We start from the raw sequence: 20,153 nt of genomic DNA on the forward strand, positions 1-20,153 counted from the left end.
GGCTTACTCACCTCTCTTGAGTCGTCTTTCGAGGCGTAACGACATGTAAATGAACGGATAAGTGATCATGAAGAAAACGACCGCAAGAAAGGTATACACCTCAAGAGGACGGTAGATTGATGCGATCAAGTTATTGGACTCATGCAGCAGTTCATATACGGCAATGGCCGACCCCAGCGTCGTAAGCTTCAATAGTGTCGCAAACTCGTTGATAAAAGGGGGAATCATGGTTTTGACGGCTTGCGGAAGGATGATACGACGTAGCGATTGCCAATAACCCATCCCTATCGATTTGGCTGCCGCAAACTGCCCCTTGTCCACCGAGGCGATGCCCGCCCGGAAGATCTCGGCCACATAGGCGCCAGCATGCAGCCCAAGCGCCACGATCATCGTCGTTTTTCCGGAAAGCTGGACGCCCAGGATAATCGGAAGGCAGTAATATATCCAAACGATCTGCACCAGTGCCGGCGTGCCCCGAATGACTTCGATATAAACGGAGCATACGCAGCGTATCGGCCACATCCTGGCTTCTTTTCCCACTCCCGCCGGCAACCCGATGACAAGCGCCAACAAGGCGGACAGGAGCGTTATCTCCAACGTTGTAATCGCACCCCGCACGAATATCGGCCAGTATTGATACAGAACGGAAAATTGCCATTCATACCCCATGACGATTCTACCCCACCGTTGGAATTATTATGGCGAACGCGCGGTTTCATGGCGCTCATCATTTTCTTAAAACTTGAGTCCCACTCACCTTAAGTTGAGTACAGCTCAACATTAGCATCACCCCTCTGGAGACCTCAAGCCCCAAAAATCGTAAAAAACATAATTTTTCAGAAGTTCGATAAAGGTGCATGGATATACATAAAATGGTGCGCATTCGTACTCCACTCGGAAGGGTTTTATGCACCATAAATGTACACTCCCAGAAAACGTCTTCTATTCAGGGAATTATTTTGATCGTTAACGAAATTATCGAGCCAGAGAGTCGTCGCGAGCGCCAACTTATGGTGCGCCTTTCCCCATGCTCAACGCACCATTCATGGCATCGTTTCGCACCACTATGAAGCTCATGGAATCATCCACCGGACCCCATGAGGTTCTGGAAACCTCGGGTCATACCATTGAGCTGGTTGGACATCGTCGCTCCGAGATCGAAATTGCCGCACGTCATGCCGGCATTCCAGCGGATGCCGATCCCTTGTGCGAAGGGGTTGTAGCCGGCCGGCGCTGACTGGAAACGGGAATGCACTACCGATCTGGTAGTAGAGACTGTCGGATGCGGACGGCGCCATGGTGCCGCTGGCGGAGAAGGTGAGTACAGCGGCCAAGGATACGGCCATGGGGAAGTTGATGCGGATGTTACGGCCGGTCATGGTGGGGCATCTCCTACGACTCAAGCGAAAGTCATAGAAGAGCCCAGATCAAGTGCCACTACAGCAGGAAATTTAAACTCGTTATGGTTCATTTTATCTAAATCAGAGCTCCTCCTGGCGTTCCACCTCTCGCTTCTCCGCACCGGTTTTGCGCAGTAACTAACTGCTGGATAGCTGAAAATATGCGTTGATGGGCTGGCTGGTAAAAGCTGCTTGGCGACACCCGATCAGCGACTTCGTCCCAGGCCTGGTTGTCGAGCATCACGGCGCCGAGTGCGGACTGCTCTGCCTCGAGACGATGCGGTGGAAGGTGGCCAATGACCGGTACATCGGAGGTATGTTCAATGGCAGACATGGCCGCGCTCCTCTCCGTTGCCGCGGTTGCTGCGCATCGCATCAATGGCCGAGGCCCATTCTGGATTGAGCTCCATAGCAATCGCTTTAATTAGGTCGGCGCCCGCTGGGGTCTTCCGTCCTGCATACGGTTTGACCGGTTCGAAGCGGTGTATCGGCTCACCAAGCGACGAGGCCTGTCGGAACGCGGCCAGCATGCGAAGTTGGCTATCCATCACGTGAATGCGTTCATCGCCTACGTACAGCTCTCGAAGCTGATTGACGATATCCTTGCCATCTCGCGTCTCATCGACGCGGTTGAACATCAACGACAGCCGTGGGACTGTCAGCGTCGTGTAACGCGTCATCGTCTTGAGATCATCGAGCAGACCGACAGTGCCGCGCGCGAACTCACGGGCGGATAGCATGTCAGGAGGGATAGGCGACAGAGTATGATCGGCAGCCAGAACGGCCGATTCCAACATGACAGACCTCGCGCCCTGTGTGTCGACCAGGACGCAGTCGTAACTGGCAAGCGACTCGGCACTCAGCAAGTGGGCGAGTCGGAATCGTCCATCCGGTGCGTTGAGCAGAAGCTGTGGCAGTTGCCCCTGTTGATCATTGGAGATGACGATATCGAGCCCGTCGATCTCCGTGCGAGAGATGATCCGCTCAGGACGAGTATCGTTTTGAGCGATAAGCTCGTAGACGCCGCCTGGCGCCGTCTGTCTGAGACGATAATAACTGGAGAGGGATGGCTGGGTATCCAGGTCGACCATAAGGACCTGGTAGCCCGCATCGGCGAGAAGCCCGCCGAGGTTCGCGGTCGTGGTGGTCTTTCCGACCCCGCCTTTGCTGCAAATGACTGAAATGATACGCATATCGTCGCCCCCTGCTTGGTTGAAACAGCAGATGCAAAACGACAAAACGCATGGGGAGCCACCTTAGTGGCTTGGGTTTTCTTCTCTCGCAGATTCCCGCGTAGCAGTGAGCTGCTAGGCTTGTATTGGTGCCGGCACCAGGAGTCGAACCCGGGACCTACTGATTACAAGTCAGTTGCTCTACCAACTGAGCTATGCCGGCTCGGGAACCGACTCAGGCGAGATGCAGAATCGGAAAAGGGTTGGCGTGGCTGGGGTACCAGGATTCGAACCTGGGAATGCCGATACCAAAAACCGGTGCCTTACCACTTGGCTATACCCCAGCAGATTGGTGGCCAGAGACGGAATCGAACCGCCGACACGGGGATTTTCAATCCCCTGCTCTACCGACTGAGCTATCTGGCCGCTGCCAACGGTGCGTATTAAACAAGATACTACCCCCAGCGTCAACCCCTTCCGATTCATGAAGATGGCGAAACCCCGGCAATGCCCATCCGCTCACTGATCCCGCGGCACATAGCCCTCCGCCTGATCGGTTTCGCGGTTGTCCAGGAAGCGCTCCATCTGGTCGCTCAGATAGCTGCGCGCCTCGGGATCAAGCATGTTGAGATGCTTCTCGTTGATCAGGCGAGTCTGCAGGGATTGCCACTCCTCCCAGGCCTTTCTCGATACGTGGGCCTGGATATCCTGCCCCTTCTTGCCAGGCAATGGCGGAAACGGCAGTGCTTCCAGCTCCTGCTGATACTTACGGCAGAACACGGTCCGACTCATGGTCGCTCTCCTTGAATTGGCATTGTCGAATTGGCACCGCCAGGCTCTGGGTCAGGCCCCGGTCGGCTCAAGCGTGAAAGGCGCCATTGTGGTCAGCAATGACTTGACCGGTGCGGCCAGCCCGATGCTGGCAGGTTCGCCGGGGTCATACCAGCGGCGCGCCTCGTCTACGGCCAAGGCAGCATTGCAGCGCGCCGGCTGCGGCGTGATCTCCAGGCGAAAGTGGCTGAAGACATGGGTAAAGGGCGACCAGGTGCGTCCCAGTTCCGCGTCTGGAACATGAGCGTCCAGCCAGGCCTGAAGCTGTTCATCGTCATCGAACTGGGGCAGGCTCCAGAGACCACCCCAGAGCCCACTGGACGGACGACGCTCCAGCAGGACCCTCCCTTCGGCATCCTGCAGCAACAGCATGCGGGTCGTACGGGTCGGCAGCACTTTCCTGGGTTTCGATTCAGGGAAACGGCGCTCTTCCCCCCGCCCACGGGCCACACAGACATCGGCGAAGGGGCAGGATGGGCAGTCCGGCTGGCCACGCCGACACAGGGTCGCTCCGAAATCCATCATCGCCTGAGTGTAATCGGTCACGTACTCGTGGGGGGTGTAATACTCGGCCAGCGCCCACAGCCGACGAGCCACGGCCGAACGCCCTGACCAGCCTTCCACGGCATGCAGCCGGGACAGGCTGCGCTTGACGTTGCCATCGAGGATCACCGCACGCCGGCCACGACTCTGCGCGATGATGGCACCGGCCGTGGAGCGCCCGATGCCCGGCAGTTCAGCCAGCGCGTCGAGACTGTGCACCGGCAGCTCCCCACCATGCTCGTTCACCACCTGACGCGACGCCTTGTGCAGGTTACGTCCCCGAGCGTAGTAGCCAAGCCCCGTCCAGAGGTGCAGGACCTCATCCTGTCCGGCATCGGCCAGTGCCTGCACGGTCGGGAAGCGGGCCATGAAGCGCTCGAAATAGGGAATGACGGTGGCAACCTGGGTCTGCTGCAGCATGATTTCGGAAATCCAGACCCGGTAGGGCGATCGATCCTGCTGCCAGGGCAGATCGTGACGACCGTGGCGCTCGAACCATGCCAACAGGCGGCGCTGGAACTCCTCGGGTGTGAGAACCGGCGCCGGCATGGCTGTCTCGGGGGCATCCTTCACCAAAGCATTCACCACCTGAATATCCATCGCCAAAAAAAGCGCCGACTGGGAAAGTCGGCGCAATGACTGTCTTGCTTGCTACTCAATTAAACAGACCACGCAGGGCATCGCGAAGTTCCTTGCCGGTCTCTTCTCCCAGTCGTTCATCGAGTCTTTCGAGCGGCCTTTCCAGGCGACGCTCGAGCTCGCTCCCGGCCCGGCCCGACACTTCGTCCCTCACCAGCTCGATCAGGGTGGCCTGAAACGCCTCGCGGTCAAAGCGACACCACTCACTGCTGTCGCCGGTATAGTGGCCGGAGCAGCGCATCGGCAGCGGCACACGCTCGAGTCGCGGGTTGACCGAGCAGGCCGCATCGGCACCGTCCACGAAGCGGGCGGCGGCACGCAGGTCGAAACGCTCGGTGACCAGATCCAGCTCCCCCGTACCAGCCAGTTCGATGCCGGGAATAACGATCAGGATGTCATCACTACGGCTCACGCCGTCACTGATTCTCAAGCTGGCCTCGGCGCGCTCGAAACGCGTGTCGTCACTCCAATCGCTCGTCATCTCCTTGCCTTCGAACATGGCGGCCACCGTGCACAGTTCTTCAGAGACATTCACATCGAGGACGGCCCCCTCTTCCACATGCCCGCTCAGTTGCCCGTTCAGGTTACGCTTGAGCGCGGGCCAGGTATTGTCCCGCGACTGCAGCTCACCACCCAGGGTGAGCCGGCCTCGCAGCGGTGCCGGGCTATCGTCACGGCTCAGGGCTTGCAGCAGCGGCTCCAGGCGAACCCGGGAGAGGCTCGGCGTCAACCGCCACTGGATCGGTTCATGCGTGAGGTCCAGCCCGCCGTTCACCTCCAGCTCACCGCCATAGAACCGAGAGGCGAAGCGCTCCAGGCGCTGCTGCCCTTCACTACCGGAAAACGCCAGCTCCACGTCGGAGAAGTCGAGCCCCATCAACCGCAGGCGCTCCAGCTCCAGGACACCATCAAGTGCCACATCGGCCAGCCATTCGGTCGGCAACAGCGGGGCTGCGTCGCTCTCATCGGCAGCATGGGCAAGGGAGACCCCGAGAAAGGTGCCTCGCGATGCACTCTGATCCGCGGTATCGGGAGGCGGCAGGTAATTGTCCAGATCCAGTCGGTCACCCTGCAGGGCGACGTCCACCATACTGCCATCGAAGCTCGAGGCGAACCGGCCGGTAAAGGTGCTGTCATCCAGCACCAGGGTCAGGCCGGACAACTCGAAGCGGCTCAGGTCCCCACGCACCGGGCTGGTCAATGCCACGTCGGACAGAGCGCCAGGCCCCGCCATTTGCGGCAGCTGCCCCAACCGTGTCAGCCAGGGGCGAAGCGACAGCGGCGCCAGGCTGACCTGACCACTGTAGCTTGGCGCCTCGTCGAGGTTGGCGAGATTGAGGCTACCGCTCAATCGCAGATTATCAGGCCCCGTCAGCTGCAGCTCACGTAGCTGTGCCGTGTAGTCGACCAGGTCGGCATCCAGCACGAAGGCCAGCGTCAGGGGCAAGGGATTGTCTCCCAGGCCCGGGTGCTGCAGGACCGTATCGAGCCGACCGTCCTGCATATGCAAGCGTTGTCTCGACAGGTCCAGCACCAGTTGCTGGCCTGCCAGGTCCACCTGTTGTCTACCCTCGACGCCACCCAACCGAGTCGAAGTACCCAGTTGCACGCTCTCCATCACATAGCGACGCTCGGCCAGGGCCAGGCGTACTCGCCCCTCCAGGGAGATCTCGCTGGCCAGCCCCGGGGGACGCTCCAGCTCGCGCCAGTCCAGTGCCGCATAGGTGGACAGACGAAAGGAAGTCTTGAGGGGGAAGGCGCGCTCGGGGTTGACGTTGGTGCCCGACAGGCCCACTTCCTCGAGCACCCATTCCCGCTCGGCCCCCAGGTCCCGGAACCGGACGGCTCCGTTGCGTACCTGTACGCTGGCGATATTGAGGGCCACGCCCAGGTTGCTGCCTTCCAGGCTGGGCCCGGCACTGGCTGGCGCCAGTGCCGATTCAGCGCCTTCACGTCGCTCGTCCAGCCGCTGAAGCAGGGTTTCCCAGTTACCCTGCCCCTCCTCGTCACGTTCCAGGCGCAATCGCATGCCATCCAGGGTCAATCCCTCGATGGCAATCTCACCACGCAGCAGTGGCGCAAAGGCCAGGCTTACCTCGGCCTTGTCAAAGGCCAGGAAGGGAGCTGCCTCTTCCGACTGCTCCGGCAGGCGGCTCTCCACTCGCTCCACACTTACGCCCAATCGCGGGTAGAAGGACCAGGTGAACGGGCCATCCAGGGTCAGCTCCATCCCGCTGTGCTCTCGCACCACCTCGATAAGGCGCGGCTTGAAGTCCTCGGGATCGAGAAACGTGGTGACATAAACCACGGCTGCGACCACCACGACGGCCAGAACACCAATGGCCGCCAGCAGCGTCTGGAAAAGTCGCTTCATGGGTTACCGCCTCCTTGCAGCGGTGGAGCAAGCTCGAAATAGTCGCCGGTTGCGTGCAACCGATAGCCCAGCCGGGACAAAAGCAGTTGGTCGGGCAGGGGTAGTTGAGAAGCCGGCACTCGCAGTTCCAGTCCCTGGGAGCGGGCCGAGCTGCTCACCAGTGCCAGCAACCGGGAGCCAACACCGCGTCGACGCGTGGTCTTTCGCACACAAAGTTCCAATAACCACCAGGCCTGGGCGTCGGACCGTACCGCGACAGCACCCAGCAAGCGGTCATTGAAGCGAGCACAGCTGAAGAAGTCGCCGGCATCGAGGTGGCTGCGAATGAACTCATCCACGGGAACGGAGAGCCGCTCGACTGGGGCATCGGCATAGATGCGCTGCAGATCGTGCCGCACCTGCATGTCCGACGCCCAGGCGGCCTGATCGACATGATGAAGCGTTACCGGCATGGTGGGTCTCCCTGGGCTGCGGCATCGCCGCCGCCACTGTAATGGGCGCATTGTAGCGGATGAGGGGGTCGATTCTCTATAATGAACGGCCCATGACGGCAAGCACAGCGACTTGCCCGCCCGGTAACCGGCCAGGATGACGCAAGTCTTCCGGGCCCACCCCATGCGACGCGCGACAGCGCGGGAGAGAGTGCGACATGTCCGAGCGAATCGCCACGGTAACCCGTGACACCCAGGAAACCCAGATCACGGTGACCATTAATCTCGATGGCGAAGGCCGGCTGGCCTGTGAGACCGGCGTTCCCTTTCTCGACCACATGCTCGATCAGGTAGCGCGTCATGGCCTGATCGACCTGAACATCAAGGCGGTGGGGGATCTGCACATCGACGACCACCACACCGTCGAGGATCTCGGCATCGCTCTCGGCCAGGCCTTCGACCAGGCCATCGGTGACAAGCGAGGCATCCGGCGCTATGGCCATGCCTATGTACCGCTGGACGAGGCGCTATCCCGTGTCGTGGTAGACTTCTCCGGCCGTCCGGGGCTGTTCATGGATGTCGAATTCACCCGCGCCGCCATCGGCCGTCTCGACACCCAGCTGTTCTGGGAGTTTTTCCAAGGCTTCGTGAACCACGCCCGAGTCACGTTGCATATCGACAACCTGAAGGGCTTCAATGCCCACCATCAGGCGGAAACCATCTTCAAGGCCTTTGGCCGGGCGCTGCGCATGGCCGTGGAGCCGGACCCGCGCATGGCCGGCCAGATGCCATCCACCAAGGGCTGCCTGTAGGACCGACGACCGAAAACCTGAGGAACATCCATGACCATTGCCGTCATCGACTACGGGATGGGCAATCTGCATTCGGTTGCCAAAGCCCTGGAGCACGTGACTCACGAACATGTCATCATCACCCGGGACCCCCGCTGCATCCGCGGTGCCACTCGCCTGGTCTTGCCCGGCCAGGGCGCCATTCGCGACTGCATGGGTGAACTGGAAAGGACCGAGCTGCGCGGCCTGGTCGAGGAGCTGCTGGCCAGCCAGAGCAAGCCGCTGCTGGGAATCTGCGTCGGACAACAGATGCTGCTCGATCACAGCGAAGAGAACGGCGGCATTCCTTGCCTGGGATTCCTGCCCGGTGAGGTGATGCAGTTCCCTGTCGATATGCGCGACGATCATGGGCAGCGTCTCAAGGTGCCCCACATGGGCTGGAACCTGGTGCACCAGCACCACGACCACCCCCTGTGGAAAGGTATCGACCAGGATGAGCATTTCTATTTCGTACACAGCTTCTATGTCGAAGCAACGGATGATGCCAGCGTGTTTGGCACTACCGATTACGGCCGGATCAGCGCGCATGTGGCGGTTGGGCGCGACGCCACCTTCGCCGTCCAGTTTCATCCGGAGAAAAGCTCGCGGGCAGGGCTCAAGCTGCTGGAAAACTTCATCAACTGGGCACCCTGAGGCCCGCACCGCTCTTTTCAAGGCGCTCGACGCCGCACCTTTATCAGGTGCCCGGGGCCATGCCAACCAAGGATAATGACATGCTGGTAATTCCCGCCATCGATCTCAAGGACGGCAAGTGCGTGCGGCTGAAGCAAGGCCGCATGGACGATGCCACCACTTATGGGGACGACCCGGTGGCCATGGCCGCACGCTGGGTCGAAGCCGGTGCCCGTCGCCTGCATCTGGTCGACCTCAATGGTGCCTTCGAGGGCAAGCCGATCAATGGCGAGGCGGTTACCGCCATTGCTCGCCAGTGGCCAGACCTGCCGATCCAGATCGGCGGCGGTATCCGCTCCGCCGACACCATCGAGCATTATCTGTCGGCCGGGGTCTCCTACGTGATCATCGGCACCAAGGCGGTGAAGGAGCCGGACTTCGTTGGCGAGATGTGCCGTGCCTTTCCCGGCCATGTCATCGTCGGGCTGGATGCCCGGGACGGCTTCGTGGCCACCGATGGCTGGGCCGAGGTCTCCACGGTCAAGGCAACCGACCTGGCCAAGCGCTTCGCCGACGATGGCGTTTCCAGTATCGTCTACACCGATATCGCACGTGACGGCATGATGAACGGCGTCAACGTCGAAGCCACTGCCCAGCTTGCCCGCGAAGGTGGCCTGCCGGTCATCGCCTCCGGCGGCGTGACCAACCTCGACGACTTGAAAGCCTTGGTAGCGGCGGGCGAGCCGGGCATCCTGGGCGCCATTACGGGCCGCGCCATCTACGAGGGCTCGCTGGACGTGGCCGAAGGCCAGCGGCTATGCGATGAACTGACTGCAGGGCTCGACCGAGCCGGGAGCTGAACCCATGGGACTATCCAAGCGCATCATCCCCTGCCTGGACGTCGATGCCGGGCGCGTGGTCAAGGGCGTCAATTTCATTGGTATCCGCGACGCGGGAGACCCCGTCGAGATCGCACAGCGCTACAACCTCCAGGGTGCCGACGAGATCACCTTCCTGGACATCACGGCAAGCCATGAGGACCGCGAGACCACGGTGGAGATGGTCGAGCGCATTGCGGGAGAGGTATTCATTCCCTTGACCGTTGGCGGCGGAATTCGCACCTGTGATGACATCCGCACCATGCTCAATGCCGGCGCCGACAAGGTGTCGATCAATACCGCCGCAGTGACGAACCCCGATTTCGTACGTGAGGCCGCCGAGCGCTTCGGCAGCCAGTGCATCGTGGTGGCCATTGATGCCAAGCGGATCTCCGCCGCGGGTGAGCCGCCACGCTGGGAAATCTTCACCCATGGTGGCAGGCGCCCCACCGGACTGGACGCCGTGGAGTGGGCCAGGAAGATGGTCGAATACGGAGCGGGCGAGCTGCTGCTGACCAGCATGGACCGCGACGGTACCAAGGCTGGCTTCGACCTGGGTATGACCCGGGCGATCAGCGACGCCGTGACGGTGCCTGTCATTGCGTCAGGTGGCGTCGGCACGCTGGATCATCTGGTCGAAGGGGTACTGGAAGGTGGCGCCGATGCGGTGCTGGCGGCCAGTATTTTTCACTTCGGCGAATACACCATTCCCGAGGCCAAGCGCTACATGGCTGAACGCGGGATCGAAGTGCGTCTCTAGCAGAGGCACTCGGGAGAGCAAACCGTGATATTGCCATGGACGACACCTATCCGGCTCGCCACCGTAAGCCTGGCCATGGGGCTGATGCTGCCGTCGACGACAACCATGGCCGAGCAGCGCCCGACCTGGCCACCGCAACTGGAGATTCACCATGTGCTGCTGCAGACCAGCCTCTATACCCGCCATTTCGATCCGCAGCCCGATCATACCAACCAGCAGGAACTGATCAGTCTGGAGCTGCACAACCCGCAGCGCTGGCTGGCTGGTGGCGCCCGCTTCCTGAATTCCTTCGACCAGGAAGCGATCTACCTCTATGCCGGCCGTGAATTTCCCTTCTGGGAACCGACCGGGAACATCACCGTGCGTGCCAAGCTGACCGCTGGCCTGCTGCACGGCTACCGCGGAGAGTACCGGGACAACATTCCCTTCAACCATTTTGGCACCGCACCGGCGGCGCTGCCCAGCGTCGGGGCCCAGTGGGGTCGCTTCGAGACCGACCTGATCGTGTTCGGCACCGCTGGCGCCATGATCATTGGCGGCATCCGCTTCTAGGTCAGCTCAGTCCAGCGACAGGCCCAGGTTACTCACGCCCCCGTTGCGTCCCAGCTGGCGCAGCGCCTTGAGGGCATCGCGGTCGAGGTTGCCCTCGGCCGCCTCCAGCACCGCATCCTGGAAATCGTTCTCGTCTTCCATCAGTGGATGTTCACGTATCCGCTCGGCCAGTCGCCTGGCATCCTCCTCGCCTTCGGTCAGCTCGATGAAGGCACGCACGCCGCCCTTCGACGTGCGGCTGACCTCGAGCACGGCATCCGGCGACTCGCCGCGCAACGTATCCAGAACCGCGGAAAGCGCCACCACGGCCTCCAGAGCACGGCGTGCACCGAAGCTGTCATCGTTGCCCGGTGGCTCCAGCTCCGCCAGCTTCTCAGCCTGACGATCGAAATCGATACGCGCCTCCCTGACCGACAACTGCTCCCATACCAGGTCGAGGATCGCCCTGAGTCCCGCGGGGTTGCCGTTTCCCGTGGTCTGCGCATACAGCCCGTAATTGGGCAGCAGCCGTTCGCACAGCGCGGCCATGAAGGCCTGCTGCTGACGCGGTGCCAGGCCCTGAAGGCGCTGGTGGAAGCCACCGGTTGGCTGACTCATGGATTCTCTCCGGAAAATGATGGTCTGAGAGTGAGCGCAAGGAGCGACAGGGGGATCATGGCCACAAGACCTTGCTGGCGACACGCCCACCGCCATCGAACAGCACGCCTTCGGAAACCAGCCGTGCACGCTGTTCGACGGCGCCAGGGTGGTCCGCCAGACGGCGCGACGCCGTGATCACGCGAAACCAGGGAAGGTCGTGTCCTTCCGGAAGATCCCGCAGCGCCCTGGCCACCAGCCGTGGCGTGCCACCGTCGGTCATGGCAGCAATGCGGCCATAGGTGGTAACACGGCCTGCCGGTATCTCGGCGATAATCGTCAGTATCTGTTCTCGCAGCGCCGGCTTCATGTACTCTTGCGCCCCCTGTCATGTTTCGTATTCCATCGATGGCGAGGTTCCCATGCATCTGCACCTGCTTCAACACAGCCCGCACCACGGCCCCGCCCGCATCGCCGACTGGCTGGACAGCATGGGTCACAGCCATACAGTGTTTCATCTGTACGCCGGCGAGGCGCCCCCCGACCTGGCCGACTGCGATGCCCTGATCGCGCTCGATGGCGCCATGAACATCGAGGACGTCGCGGCCCACCCTTGGCTCAAGCGCGAGCGCAAACTCATTGCCCGGGCACTGGATGGCAACAAGCCACTCCTGGGCATCGGCATGGGAGCCAGGCTGATCGCCGCGGAACTGGGCGCCACGGTGGGCCGTGGCACCTTTGCCGAGGTTGGCTGGCACGAGGTGACCCTGGCCCCCGAGAGCCCCTTCGATCTGCCGGAACAGTTCACGGCTTTCATGTGGCATGGCGATGTCTTCGCCCTGCCCGACGACGCTCTGCCACTGGGCGGCAGCCCGGTCAGCCCCGTCCAGGGCTTCGCCTGGGATGCGGGTAGAGCCCTCGGCCTGCTCTGCCATATCGAGGTGACCCGAGCCGGCGTGACCGAGCTGCTGGACCGCGAGGAGCGGCCGAAAGGCAGCGACGCGAGCCCTCACGTGCAGGCTCGCGAGGCGATCCTGGCCGATACGGCCCGTTTCGACCGGCTGGCGCCACTGCTCGATCGTCTGCTCAGTCAATGGTTGCGGAGCACACCTGCCTGAGCGGGAATCAGGCTGGCTGAAGCCGCCCCGAGTCGTGGCGCTTCGACCGACCAGGCCCGAGCCGCGGCCAGGCAGCTATCCCAATCCCCCACATGCAGGAAGCGCCGAGGGTCACGCTTCTCCAGCTGGTAGCGATACATGGGATCATAGTACTCGGTGAGCAGCGGGCCCAGCCACGCTTCATGCGCCTGGCGGTTGCCACGCTCATGCTCGCGAAAGGCCAGTTGCTGCAGTCTTGCGATCCGCGCCTGGCGCGCGCTACCCAGCCGCTTCTTCAAGCGAAGCAGGGCGGTGGTGAGCTGCTTGCGCATCAAGGTCCAGCCAAGCCATTCCCCGAACTGCTGCTGGTAGATAGCCCAGAGATCGTCGATGTAGTCCTTCTGGATTTGCCCGATCCGCCAATCCAGTGGCATTTCCACCCGCAGCCGTGGCGCCTGTTCCATGGCTCGCCAGAAAGCCAGCGGCACACTGGCCGTACCGATCTGGCGAGACTCGTCCTCCACCACCAGCGGTCCGCCAAGCGACAGCAGGCGCAGCCCCATGGCGTGTTCGAAGTCGATCTGGCTGGGAGCCGGCAGCGGATGCCGTCCGAAGGCAGAACCCTTGTGACGAGCGCACCCTTCCAGGTCCAGGCCGTTCTCAAGCGCCTGTATCAGTGTGGTCTTCGCACAGCCTGTGAGCCCGCCTATCACCAGTAATGGCTGCTCGGCGGCGGCATCGATTCGTGCACAGACGCCCTGGCGCATCGCCTTCCAGCCACCTCGGATACGGGGGCGCTCTATACCGGCCTCCCCTAGCCACTGCTGCGCGATCTGCGAACGCAACCCACCGCGGTAACAGTAGAGAAGCGCATCGGGGTGCTGCTCGACCAGGCGCTGCCAGGCCGCCATTCTTGAGGCCTTGATGCCACCACTGACCAACCGCTGGCCAAGCTCGATAGCCGCCTGCTGACCGCGCTCCTTGTACGCGATACCGACAAGGCGGCGCTCCTCGTCGTCCAACAACGGCAGGTTGACCGCACCGGGCAACGCACCCTGGGCAAACTCTACCGGTGCACGTACATCGATCAGCACGCGCGCTTCACGCAGCAGCTCAGGATCGGGCTCGACCAGCGGTAACGTCATCCACGGACCTCGATCAATACCGAACCATTCGCCTTGATGATCTCACCGAAGGGCTCCAGCTCGATGCCGTGGGCACGCCCGATGCGCTCCACGTCATCCTCCCAGGAGGGATGGACCGAAATCAGCAGGCCACCCGAGGTCTGTGGGTCGCAGAGCCACTGCCAGTGCGGCTCGTCCATCTCCTTGAGAGCAGCGCCCAGGGCGTCGCGATTGCGCTGGGCTCCGCCCGGCACGGCCCCCTTGCGACGGTAGGCTTCGGCTTCTGCCAGCCGCGGCAGGCGACGAAAATCAATCCGGGCTGCCACGCCACTGGCAACGCAAACCTCGGAAAGGTGGCCGGCCAGGCCGAAGCCGGTCACATCGGTCATGGCGTTCACGCCCTTGACCTTCGCCAGTTCAATGCCGATCTGGTTGGACTTCAGCATGGTCTCCCGGGCCAGGGTCTGGTGTCCGGCTTCCAGCAGCCCCTGCTTTTCCGCCGTTGTGAGCATGCCCACGCCCAGCGGTTTGGTGAGAAACAGCAGGTCACCCACCTGGGCGCCCTTGTTGAGTTTGAGGTGATCCAGATCCACCAGGCCATTCACCGCCAGGCCGAAGATCGGCTCGGGCGCATCGATGGAATGGCCACCGGCCAGGGCCAGGCCCAGTTCGCGACAGACTGCCTGGGCACCGGCCACCACATCCCCGGCAATCTCCGGGCCGAGCTTGTCCAGCGGCCAGCCGAGGATGCCCAGGGCCAGAACCGGCGTGCCGCCCATGGCATAGACGTCGCTGATGGCGTTGGTGGCAGCGATGCGGCCGAAATCGAAGGGATCGTCGACGATCGGCATGAAGAAGTCGGTGGTGGCAATCATGCCACGGCCATCGCCCAGGTCGTAGACGGCCGCATCCTCGCGTCCCTGATTGCCCACGATCAGTCGGGTATGGGGAGCACCCGGACCGGCCTTGGCCAGAATACCGTCAAGTACGTCGGGGGCAATCTTGCAGCCGCACCCCGCTCCATGGCTGTACTGCGTCAGGCGGATCGCACTCATCTCGTTCTCCTTGGCAACTCATGTTGGCATTCTATATCAGGGAGACACCGTTGCCTTACAGCGCCTCCAGGGCATCGGCCAGCTTGTCCACGGCGACGATCTCCATGCCGGCCGGGGCGCGCTTCGGCGCGTTGCCCCTGGGCACGATGGCCCGGGTGAAGCCGTGCTTGGCCGCCTCCACGATCCGCTCCTGGCCGCTGGGTACCGGGCGAATCTCACCGGATAGCCCCACCTCGCCAAACACCACCAGTTCGCGGGGGAGAGGGCGATTCTGCAGGCTCGAGACCACCGCCAGCAGCACGGCCAGGTCGGCGCTGGTTTCCAGCACCTTGACCCCACCCACCACGTTGAGGAAGACATCCTGATCACCGGTGAACAGGCCACCATGCCGATGCAGCACGGCCAGCAGCATTGCCAGCCGATTCTGGTCGAGCCCCACCGCGACACGCCGCGGATTGCCCAGCGCCGAGTCGTCAAGCAGTGCCTGCACCTCCACCAGAAGAGGGCGGGTGCCTTCCCAGACCACCATCACCAGACTGCCCGAAGCCAGCTCTTCACCGCGGGAAAGAAAGATCGCACTGGGGTTCTTGACCTCCTTCAGACCGTGCTCGAGCATGGCAAATACCCCCAGCTCGTTGACCGCCCCGAAGCGGTTCTTCTGGCCCCGCAGCGTACGAAAACGTGAATCGGCGCCACCCTCGAGCAGCAGTGACGCATCGATCATGTGCTCCAGCACCTTTGGACCCGCCAGAGACCCATCCTTGGTGACATGTCCCACCAGCAGCAGCACCGTATTCGACTGCTTGGCAAAACGGGTCAAGGCCGCGGCAGACTCACGCACCTGCGCCACCCCGCCAGGCGCCGAGGCGATATCTTCCAGGTGCATGGTCTGGATCGAATCGATCACCAGAATTTCCGGGCGCTCGCGCTCGGCGACGGCAAGCACGGTCTCGACGCTGGTCTCGGCGAGCATCTTCAGCCCCTGGGTCGGCAGCTGCAGACGGTGGGCCCGCATCGCCACCTGGGAAAGCGATTCCTCACCGGTCACATAGAGGACCCGCCGAGCCTGAGCCAGCTTGCAGGCGGTCTGCAGCAGCAGGGTCGACTTGCCCGCACCGGGGTGGCCTCCCAGCAGCACCGCGGAGCCAGGCACCAGGCCGCCCCCCAGCACGCGGTCGAACTCACCGAAGGTGGAGGAGAGCCGCGGGACTTCGGAGAGGTCGACATTGGCCAGGTCCACCACCTCACGCGAGAGGTTCCCGGCGTAACCGCTGCGGCCAGAGGCTCCCGACGTGCCAGCACCCGGGCGGGCCGAGGACAGTCTCACCTCACTCAGCGTGTTCCATTCCTGGCAGCTCGAACACTGCCCTTGCCACTTGCTGTACTCGGCACCACACTCGGTGCAGACGAAGGCACTCTTCGCTTTGGCCATGCAGGCCCCTCTCCCCGAAAGTCCGCCATCATTCTAACAGGCCCGAAACGGGGGCAGCGCTCCAAACGCACGGAGGCGACCCGATGGCCGCCTCCGTATTACCGAAGTCGTCTTACTGACGTTGCAGCTGCAGGGCCTCATTGTTCTGGAAACGACGCCTCTGGGGGTCGATCAGCTCCAGAGTGGTGTCGTCGACACGCAGGAAGTAGTAGATCTGTCCCTCGCCATCGGGCGTCAGCTCATACACCGTGGCATCGGGGTCGGCAGCCGTACCGCTGAGTACTTCCCAGTTACCGGCATAGTTCTCTTCTGGTGGCTCCTGGGGATGCTCGCGATAGCTGGCATGCAGCGTGAAAGTGCGCTCGTCGGCAGCGCTCTGCTCTTCGCCCATGAGGCGAACGTCCAGGTCGATACCCGCACAGTTTCGGCAGGGCAACGTGCCCTGATAGGTCGCTTCGGCGTCATCCATCGCCGGGTCGACACGATCGTCAGTCGGGCCGGCTGCACAACCGGCCAGAAAGGCCAGCATGGCCGTGCCAGCCAGCAGGGTCCTGATTTGCATTTTCTTACTCCTAACTATGGGCTTGTCGCCGTGAACTACGGCAGCCTGTCTCACAGCATAAACCCTCACAGCTCAAGCAGACAGCCTCCGACTCATAGGGTTCCCGGGGATGCCTTCAACTGGCGCCAGGATAGACATGCATAAAGACCAGAGCCAAAACGATAGGCATGACCACCAGGCTCCCCAGGTTGCCAATCAGCACCAGTGAGGCAACCTTGTGCGGCTCCTGCCGATACTGTTCGGCTACCAGGTAGTTGAGCACAGCCGGTGGCAATGCGGCAAATACCCAGAGTGCCGCCGCCTGCAAGCCGGCCAGCTCCAGCCACAGGATCATCGGCGCCGCAAGGATCAGCCCGGACAGGGGGCAGAGCACAGCCCCCAGCAGGCCGGTCTTCCAGTCGCCGAAGTCGATATCCAGCATGCGCACGCCCAAGGCAAAGAGCATCAGGGGAATGCATACGCCCCCCAGCATATGCAGTGCCTCGAGCAGCCAGCCGGGAAGCGGGACACCCCCCAGGTTCACGCCCAGGCCGGCGATGCTTGCCAGCACGATGGGCATACGCAGCAGTCGCCACAGTGGCGTACGCGGGCTGAGCATATAAAGCCCCACCGAGAAGTGCAGCAGCATTTCCACGATGAACACGACAACCGCCGCCGGCAGGGCCGCCTCGCCGAAGGCCAGTATCAACAGCGGGATGCCCATGTTGCCGGAATTATTGAACATCATCGGCGGGAGAAATGTCTTCGGCTCCAGTTTCAATACCTTCACCAGCGGCCACAAGATCAGGCCGGAACCCAGCACGACGACTGTTGCACCCAGGGCCAGGCCGGCATAGTCCGCCAGCGGCGCCTGCCGATCGGCGAGCACGGAAAACACCAGCATGGGAACAAATATCTCCATGTTGAGCGTGTTCAGGCTACGGATATCGGGGGTACGGAAACGCCCATACAGCGTGCCACATCCGGCAATCAGGAATACCGGTAGCAGCGTGGCGAGAATCTGTGCGGTCATCGAGGAGTCCGGGGAGCAGGTTCGCTGAAGAGCGCTTAGGCTAGCACGCCACCGGCTTGCGTGGTCACGTCTCTCGGGTCAACATGGCCAAAGTTCCCCCCTGTCCAGCAGCCAAGCGAGCAACCATGAGCCAGTTCTGGAGCCCGGCGGTGCGCGAGTTGACCCCCTATGTGCCGGGTGAACAGCCGCGTGAGCGCCTGATCAAGCTGAATACCAACGAGAACCCCTACCCACCGGCGCCCGGCGTCGAGACGGTGCTGCGAGAGTTTCCCGCCGATCATCTGAGGCTCTATCCCGATCCGGAATCCAACGCTCTCCGCCAGGCCCTCGCCCGCGAGTATGGCGTGGAGGCGTCGCAGGTATTCGTCGGCAATGGCTCGGACGAAGTCCTGGCGCTGGCCTTCCAGGCCTTCTTCTGTCACGACCGCCCACTTGAAATGCCGGCCATCACCTACAGCTTCTATCCGGTCTATTGCCGGCTATATGGCATCGAGCGACGCGCCCTGCCACTTGACGACCAGTGGCGTGTCGATCTCGACGCCTTCACGGGAAACAGTGCCGGCGCCATCTTTGCCAACCCCAACGCTCCTACCGCCCATGGCCATTCACGTGATGCCATCTCTGCTCTGCTGGAGCGCATAACCGACCACGTCGTGCTGATCGACGAGGCCTATGTCGACTTCGGTGGCGAAAGTGCGGTGCCGCTAGTGGCGCACCACCCGAACCTGCTGGTGACCGGCACCTTCTCCAAGTCGCGCAGCCTGGCCGGCCTGCGCCTGGGCTACGCCATCGGCTCACGGGAGCTCATCGAAGGGCTGGAGCGCGTGAAAGACTCCTTCAATTCCTACCCCGTCGACAGCCTGGCCAGCGCCATCGGCATTGCCGCCCTGGAAGACCGGGAACATTTCGATGCCTGCCGAGGCAAGGTGATCACGACTCGCGAACGCACCGCCAAGAGGCTTAAGGAACTGGGCTTCGAGGTGCTGCCCTCCCAGGCCAACTTCGTGTTGGTTCAGCATCCCGGCTTCGATATCGCGCAGCTCTTCGTCGGCCTGCGCGAGCGTGGCATCCTCGTCCGCCACTTCAATACCGAAGCGCTGCGCGATTTCCTGCGCATCTCCATCGGCACCGACGACGAAATGGACAGCCTCATCGAGGCGCTGGAAGGGCTTTGCCGCTGACGCTCTGCCGCGGGTGCCGCACGGCGCCCGCCTCCCTCTACCTGCCCACCGCCAGCTCCCCGCCCCCGGTGACACGCCCTCGCGGCGCAAACTTCTCCTGCCGTTGACAATTGTCATACCTCCCCGCAACTCGGACGCTCTCTCATTACCCATGCCGGGACGAACCGCCCACGGCACTGGAAGTCATTCGGGGAAGGGGGGAAGCAATGCCGTACACGCCTGAAAAAAGAGACTGGTGCTGCTGATATCGAGCCTGTACCTGCTGGCTCCGCCGGGGCTCGCCCAGACACAGACGCGGCCGGACCCAGCGGAGCAGGCGGAGCTGGCATGGTATCTGGATAAGACCAGGAGGGAATCGGCGACAGCCTCGGCGCCGAGCAAGTCGATGCGACGGGCGACCATCTTCCCGCATGATACGGGCTGCTCAAAGCACGAAAAGGCCGAATTCTCATAGGCCGCCTCGACGCGAGCCACCAGCTCGGCATCCTCACGGGTTGCTCCCAGTACAGCCAGACCTACCTGGGGTATGCGCACCTCACCACCCGTCGGTTCGCCCCACTGCCGCTGCAGATCGACGCTGCGATGCAGTTCCGGAGCAACCAGCGAGACAGGCAAGGACCGGGTCTTGTGCAAGGCCATCGAGATCGCGGGCTCGCTCAGCAGGGCGTGATTGATCCGGCACATGACCAGCGCACGCAGCTGGTCAGGGCTGTGCCACAGGATGAATTCGCTCTCCTGTGCCAGGTCAGCGGTCCAAGACTTCCCTACGTTATCCATCACACCTGGAATATGAGAATGATAATTATCAACCCATGGTGAAATCTGGGTCCGTCACAAGCGAAAAACCCCAGCTTCGTTGGAAGCTGGGGTGTCTGAAGTAAGTGCCTGACGATGACTCGGGCGGCGCTCCGCTACTCTCCATGGGAGGCCCCCAAACGACGAAACCCAGCCTCTGGCGAAGCTGGGTTTCTGAATAAGTGCCTGACGATGACCTACTCTCGCATGGGGAGGCCCCACACTACCATCGGCGCTGAGCGGTTTCACTGCTGAGTTCGGCATGGGGTCAGGTGG

23 protein-coding genes, 3 tRNA genes and 1 rRNA gene are annotated in these 20,153 nt (G+C 62.3%); 8 read left to right on the top strand and 19 right to left on the bottom strand.

The window, feature by feature from the left end; all coding sequences use genetic code 11:
- Positions 1-3: 3 nt before the first annotated feature.
- Entirely contained in the window at positions 4-669 is a 666-nt protein-coding gene (locus tag C1H69_RS03400; RefSeq protein ID WP_102652014.1) for an amino acid ABC transporter permease, read from the bottom strand.
- Positions 670-1,075: 406 nt separating this feature from the next.
- On the opposite strand from C1H69_RS03400, the gene C1H69_RS23515 reads away from it, so the two are divergent.
- Entirely contained in the window at positions 1,076-1,237 is a 162-nt protein-coding gene (locus C1H69_RS23515) for a hypothetical protein (RefSeq protein WP_165789408.1), read from the top strand.
- A 239-nt stretch (positions 1,238-1,476) separates the two neighbouring features.
- Here C1H69_RS23515 and C1H69_RS03410 read toward each other — a convergent pair whose 3' ends face one another.
- The 9 genes from C1H69_RS03410 to C1H69_RS03450 form a co-directional block, all read right to left on the bottom strand.
- Complete coding sequence (locus C1H69_RS03410; protein WP_102652016.1) at positions 1,477-1,734, bottom strand: DnaB-like helicase N-terminal domain-containing protein; 258 nt, start codon at positions 1,732-1,734, stop codon at positions 1,477-1,479.
- Positions 1,721-2,593 carry a ParA family protein gene (locus C1H69_RS03415; RefSeq protein ID WP_102652017.1) on the bottom strand — a complete coding sequence of 291 codons (873 nt, stop codon included), beginning with the start codon at positions 2,591-2,593 and terminating at the stop codon, positions 1,721-1,723. Before C1H69_RS03415 ends, C1H69_RS03410 begins: the two co-directional genes overlap by 14 nt.
- A gap of 126 nt (positions 2,594-2,719) precedes the next feature.
- Positions 2,720-2,795 (bottom strand) — tRNA-Thr (locus tag C1H69_RS03420).
- Positions 2,796-2,841: 46 nt separating this feature from the next.
- Positions 2,842-2,916 (bottom strand) — tRNA-Gln (locus tag C1H69_RS03425).
- A gap of 6 nt (positions 2,917-2,922) precedes the next feature.
- Positions 2,923-2,998, bottom strand: a tRNA-Phe gene (locus tag C1H69_RS03430).
- 93 nt (positions 2,999-3,091) lie between these two features.
- The gene (locus C1H69_RS03435) at positions 3,092-3,364 is read right to left on the bottom strand and encodes an oxidative damage protection protein (protein WP_102652018.1); all 273 of its coding nucleotides are present in this window, start codon (positions 3,362-3,364) and stop codon (positions 3,092-3,094) included.
- Positions 3,365-3,415: 51 nt separating this feature from the next.
- A complete protein-coding gene (gene mutY / locus C1H69_RS03440) occupies positions 3,416-4,495 on the bottom strand; it encodes an A/G-specific adenine glycosylase (RefSeq protein WP_102652038.1) in 1,080 nt (359 codons plus the stop codon).
- 106 nt (positions 4,496-4,601) lie between these two features.
- Entirely contained in the window at positions 4,602-6,959 is a 2,358-nt protein-coding gene (locus tag C1H69_RS03445) for an AsmA family protein (protein WP_102652019.1), read from the bottom strand.
- Entirely contained in the window at positions 6,956-7,411 is a 456-nt protein-coding gene (locus tag C1H69_RS03450; RefSeq protein ID WP_102652020.1) for an acetyl-CoA sensor PanZ family protein, read from the bottom strand. The genes C1H69_RS03445 and C1H69_RS03450 overlap by 4 nt, the downstream gene beginning before the upstream one ends.
- A 197-nt stretch (positions 7,412-7,608) precedes the next feature.
- Between C1H69_RS03450 and hisB the strand changes: the two genes are divergently transcribed.
- From hisB to C1H69_RS03475, 5 genes are all read left to right on the top strand, one after another.
- Positions 7,609-8,202: an imidazoleglycerol-phosphate dehydratase HisB gene (hisB, locus tag C1H69_RS03455; RefSeq protein WP_102652021.1), complete on the top strand. Its 594-nt coding sequence runs from the start codon at positions 7,609-7,611 to the stop codon at positions 8,200-8,202.
- A gap of 30 nt (positions 8,203-8,232) precedes the next feature.
- Complete coding sequence (gene hisH, locus C1H69_RS03460) at positions 8,233-8,874, top strand: imidazole glycerol phosphate synthase subunit HisH (protein WP_102652022.1); 642 nt, start codon at positions 8,233-8,235, stop codon at positions 8,872-8,874.
- Between the two features lie 80 nt (positions 8,875-8,954).
- Positions 8,955-9,713 carry a 1-(5-phosphoribosyl)-5-[(5-phosphoribosylamino)methylideneamino]imidazole-4-carboxamide isomerase gene (gene hisA / locus C1H69_RS03465; protein ID WP_102652023.1) on the top strand — a complete coding sequence of 253 codons (759 nt, stop codon included), beginning with the start codon at positions 8,955-8,957 and terminating at the stop codon, positions 9,711-9,713.
- Positions 9,714-9,717: 4 nt separating this feature from the next.
- Positions 9,718-10,491, top strand: a complete 774-nt coding sequence (gene hisF / locus C1H69_RS03470; protein ID WP_102652024.1) for an imidazole glycerol phosphate synthase subunit HisF — start codon at positions 9,718-9,720, stop codon at positions 10,489-10,491.
- 75 nt (positions 10,492-10,566) lie between these two features.
- Entirely contained in the window at positions 10,567-11,043 is a 477-nt protein-coding gene (locus tag C1H69_RS03475; protein ID WP_240609798.1) for a hypothetical protein, read from the top strand.
- Between the two features lie 6 nt (positions 11,044-11,049).
- Here C1H69_RS03475 and C1H69_RS03480 read toward each other — a convergent pair whose 3' ends face one another.
- Together C1H69_RS03480 and C1H69_RS03485 are read right to left on the bottom strand one after the other, a co-directional pair.
- Positions 11,050-11,640, bottom strand: coding sequence for a YjaG family protein (locus tag C1H69_RS03480; protein ID WP_102652025.1), 591 nt, complete (start codon positions 11,638-11,640; stop codon positions 11,050-11,052).
- Positions 11,641-11,695: 55 nt separating this feature from the next.
- Entirely contained in the window at positions 11,696-11,989 is a 294-nt protein-coding gene (locus C1H69_RS03485; protein ID WP_102652026.1) for an MGMT family protein, read from the bottom strand.
- A 52-nt stretch (positions 11,990-12,041) separates the two neighbouring features.
- On the opposite strand from C1H69_RS03485, the gene C1H69_RS03490 reads away from it, so the two are divergent.
- Positions 12,042-12,737: a type 1 glutamine amidotransferase gene (locus C1H69_RS03490; RefSeq protein ID WP_102652027.1), complete on the top strand. Its 696-nt coding sequence runs from the start codon at positions 12,042-12,044 to the stop codon at positions 12,735-12,737.
- Here C1H69_RS03490 and mnmH read toward each other — a convergent pair.
- From mnmH to C1H69_RS03515, 5 genes are all read right to left on the bottom strand, one after another.
- The gene (mnmH, locus tag C1H69_RS03495; protein ID WP_102652028.1) at positions 12,710-13,861 is read right to left on the bottom strand and encodes a tRNA 2-selenouridine(34) synthase MnmH; all 1,152 of its coding nucleotides are present in this window, start codon (positions 13,859-13,861) and stop codon (positions 12,710-12,712) included. The two genes, C1H69_RS03490 and mnmH, sit on opposite strands and share 28 nt — an antisense overlap.
- Positions 13,858-14,895 carry a selenide, water dikinase SelD gene (gene selD, locus C1H69_RS03500; RefSeq protein ID WP_102652029.1) on the bottom strand — a complete coding sequence of 346 codons (1,038 nt, stop codon included), beginning with the start codon at positions 14,893-14,895 and terminating at the stop codon, positions 13,858-13,860. The genes mnmH and selD overlap by 4 nt, the downstream gene beginning before the upstream one ends.
- Positions 14,896-14,950: 55 nt before the next feature.
- Positions 14,951-16,327, bottom strand: a complete 1,377-nt coding sequence (gene radA, locus C1H69_RS03505) for a DNA repair protein RadA (RefSeq protein ID WP_102652030.1) — start codon at positions 16,325-16,327, stop codon at positions 14,951-14,953.
- Positions 16,328-16,439: 112 nt separating this feature from the next.
- Positions 16,440-16,889, bottom strand: coding sequence for a copper resistance protein NlpE N-terminal domain-containing protein (locus C1H69_RS03510; RefSeq protein WP_102652031.1), 450 nt, complete (start codon positions 16,887-16,889; stop codon positions 16,440-16,442).
- Between the two features lie 115 nt (positions 16,890-17,004).
- Positions 17,005-17,901 carry an AEC family transporter gene (locus tag C1H69_RS03515; protein ID WP_102652032.1) on the bottom strand — a complete coding sequence of 299 codons (897 nt, stop codon included), beginning with the start codon at positions 17,899-17,901 and terminating at the stop codon, positions 17,005-17,007.
- 125 nt (positions 17,902-18,026) lie between these two features.
- On the opposite strand from C1H69_RS03515, the gene hisC reads away from it, so the two are divergent.
- Positions 18,027-19,082, top strand: a complete 1,056-nt coding sequence (gene hisC / locus C1H69_RS03520) for a histidinol-phosphate transaminase (protein ID WP_102652033.1) — start codon at positions 18,027-18,029, stop codon at positions 19,080-19,082.
- A 183-nt stretch (positions 19,083-19,265) separates the two neighbouring features.
- Here hisC and C1H69_RS03525 read toward each other — a convergent pair whose 3' ends face one another.
- Positions 19,266-19,859 (bottom strand): hypothetical protein, encoded by a 594-nt coding sequence (locus C1H69_RS03525; RefSeq protein ID WP_102652034.1) that lies wholly within the window; start codon positions 19,857-19,859, stop codon positions 19,266-19,268.
- A 202-nt stretch (positions 19,860-20,061) separates the two neighbouring features.
- Positions 20,062-20,153: ribosomal RNA gene (gene rrf / locus C1H69_RS03530) — 5S ribosomal RNA — on the bottom strand; the annotation flags it as partial.

It is taken from the genome of Billgrantia endophytica (assembly GCF_002879615.1).
Taxonomy (GTDB): Bacteria; Pseudomonadota; Gammaproteobacteria; order Pseudomonadales; family Halomonadaceae; genus Halomonas; species Halomonas endophytica.

Excerpts from the sequence above, each read along its gene's own strand:
- C1H69_RS03525 (WP_102652034.1), bottom strand. The coding sequence starts at position 19,859 with ATGGATAACGTAGGGAAGTCTTGGACCGCTGACCTGGCACAGGAGAGC.
- C1H69_RS03445 (WP_102652019.1), bottom strand. The coding sequence starts at position 6,959 with ATGAAGCGACTTTTCCAGACGCTGCTGGCGGCCATTGGTGTTCTGGCC.
- C1H69_RS03435 (WP_102652018.1), bottom strand. The coding sequence starts at position 3,364 with ATGAGTCGGACCGTGTTCTGCCGTAAGTATCAGCAGGAGCTGGAAGCA.
- C1H69_RS03410 (WP_102652016.1), bottom strand. The coding sequence starts at position 1,734 with ATGTCTGCCATTGAACATACCTCCGATGTACCGGTCATTGGCCACCTT.
- C1H69_RS03475 (WP_240609798.1), top strand. The coding sequence starts at position 10,567 with ATGGGGCTGATGCTGCCGTCGACGACAACCATGGCCGAGCAGCGCCCG.
- hisB (WP_102652021.1), top strand. The coding sequence starts at position 7,609 with ATGTCCGAGCGAATCGCCACGGTAACCCGTGACACCCAGGAAACCCAG.
- C1H69_RS03480 (WP_102652025.1), bottom strand. The coding sequence starts at position 11,640 with ATGAGTCAGCCAACCGGTGGCTTCCACCAGCGCCTTCAGGGCCTGGCA.
- C1H69_RS03490 (WP_102652027.1), top strand. The coding sequence starts at position 12,042 with ATGCATCTGCACCTGCTTCAACACAGCCCGCACCACGGCCCCGCCCGC.
- C1H69_RS03400 (WP_102652014.1), bottom strand. The coding sequence starts at position 669 with ATGGGGTATGAATGGCAATTTTCCGTTCTGTATCAATACTGGCCGATA.
- selD (WP_102652029.1), bottom strand. The coding sequence starts at position 14,895 with ATGAGTGCGATCCGCCTGACGCAGTACAGCCATGGAGCGGGGTGCGGC.
- hisH (WP_102652022.1), top strand. The coding sequence starts at position 8,233 with ATGACCATTGCCGTCATCGACTACGGGATGGGCAATCTGCATTCGGTT.
- mutY (WP_102652038.1), bottom strand. The coding sequence starts at position 4,495 with ATGCCGGCGCCGGTTCTCACACCCGAGGAGTTCCAGCGCCGCCTGTTG.
- radA (WP_102652030.1), bottom strand. The coding sequence starts at position 16,327 with ATGGCCAAAGCGAAGAGTGCCTTCGTCTGCACCGAGTGTGGTGCCGAG.
- C1H69_RS03450 (WP_102652020.1), bottom strand. The coding sequence starts at position 7,411 with ATGCCGGTAACGCTTCATCATGTCGATCAGGCCGCCTGGGCGTCGGAC.
- hisA (WP_102652023.1), top strand. The coding sequence starts at position 8,955 with ATGCTGGTAATTCCCGCCATCGATCTCAAGGACGGCAAGTGCGTGCGG.
- hisF (WP_102652024.1), top strand. The coding sequence starts at position 9,718 with ATGGGACTATCCAAGCGCATCATCCCCTGCCTGGACGTCGATGCCGGG.
- mnmH (WP_102652028.1), bottom strand. The coding sequence starts at position 13,861 with ATGACGTTACCGCTGGTCGAGCCCGATCCTGAGCTGCTGCGTGAAGCG.
- C1H69_RS03485 (WP_102652026.1), bottom strand. The coding sequence starts at position 11,989 with ATGAAGCCGGCGCTGCGAGAACAGATACTGACGATTATCGCCGAGATA.
- hisC (WP_102652033.1), top strand. The coding sequence starts at position 18,027 with ATGAGCCAGTTCTGGAGCCCGGCGGTGCGCGAGTTGACCCCCTATGTG.
- C1H69_RS03510 (WP_102652031.1), bottom strand. The coding sequence starts at position 16,889 with ATGCAAATCAGGACCCTGCTGGCTGGCACGGCCATGCTGGCCTTTCTG.
- C1H69_RS03515 (WP_102652032.1), bottom strand. The coding sequence starts at position 17,901 with ATGACCGCACAGATTCTCGCCACGCTGCTACCGGTATTCCTGATTGCC.
- C1H69_RS23515 (WP_165789408.1), top strand. The coding sequence starts at position 1,076 with ATGGAATCATCCACCGGACCCCATGAGGTTCTGGAAACCTCGGGTCAT.
- C1H69_RS03415 (WP_102652017.1), bottom strand. The coding sequence starts at position 2,593 with ATGCGTATCATTTCAGTCATTTGCAGCAAAGGCGGGGTCGGAAAGACC.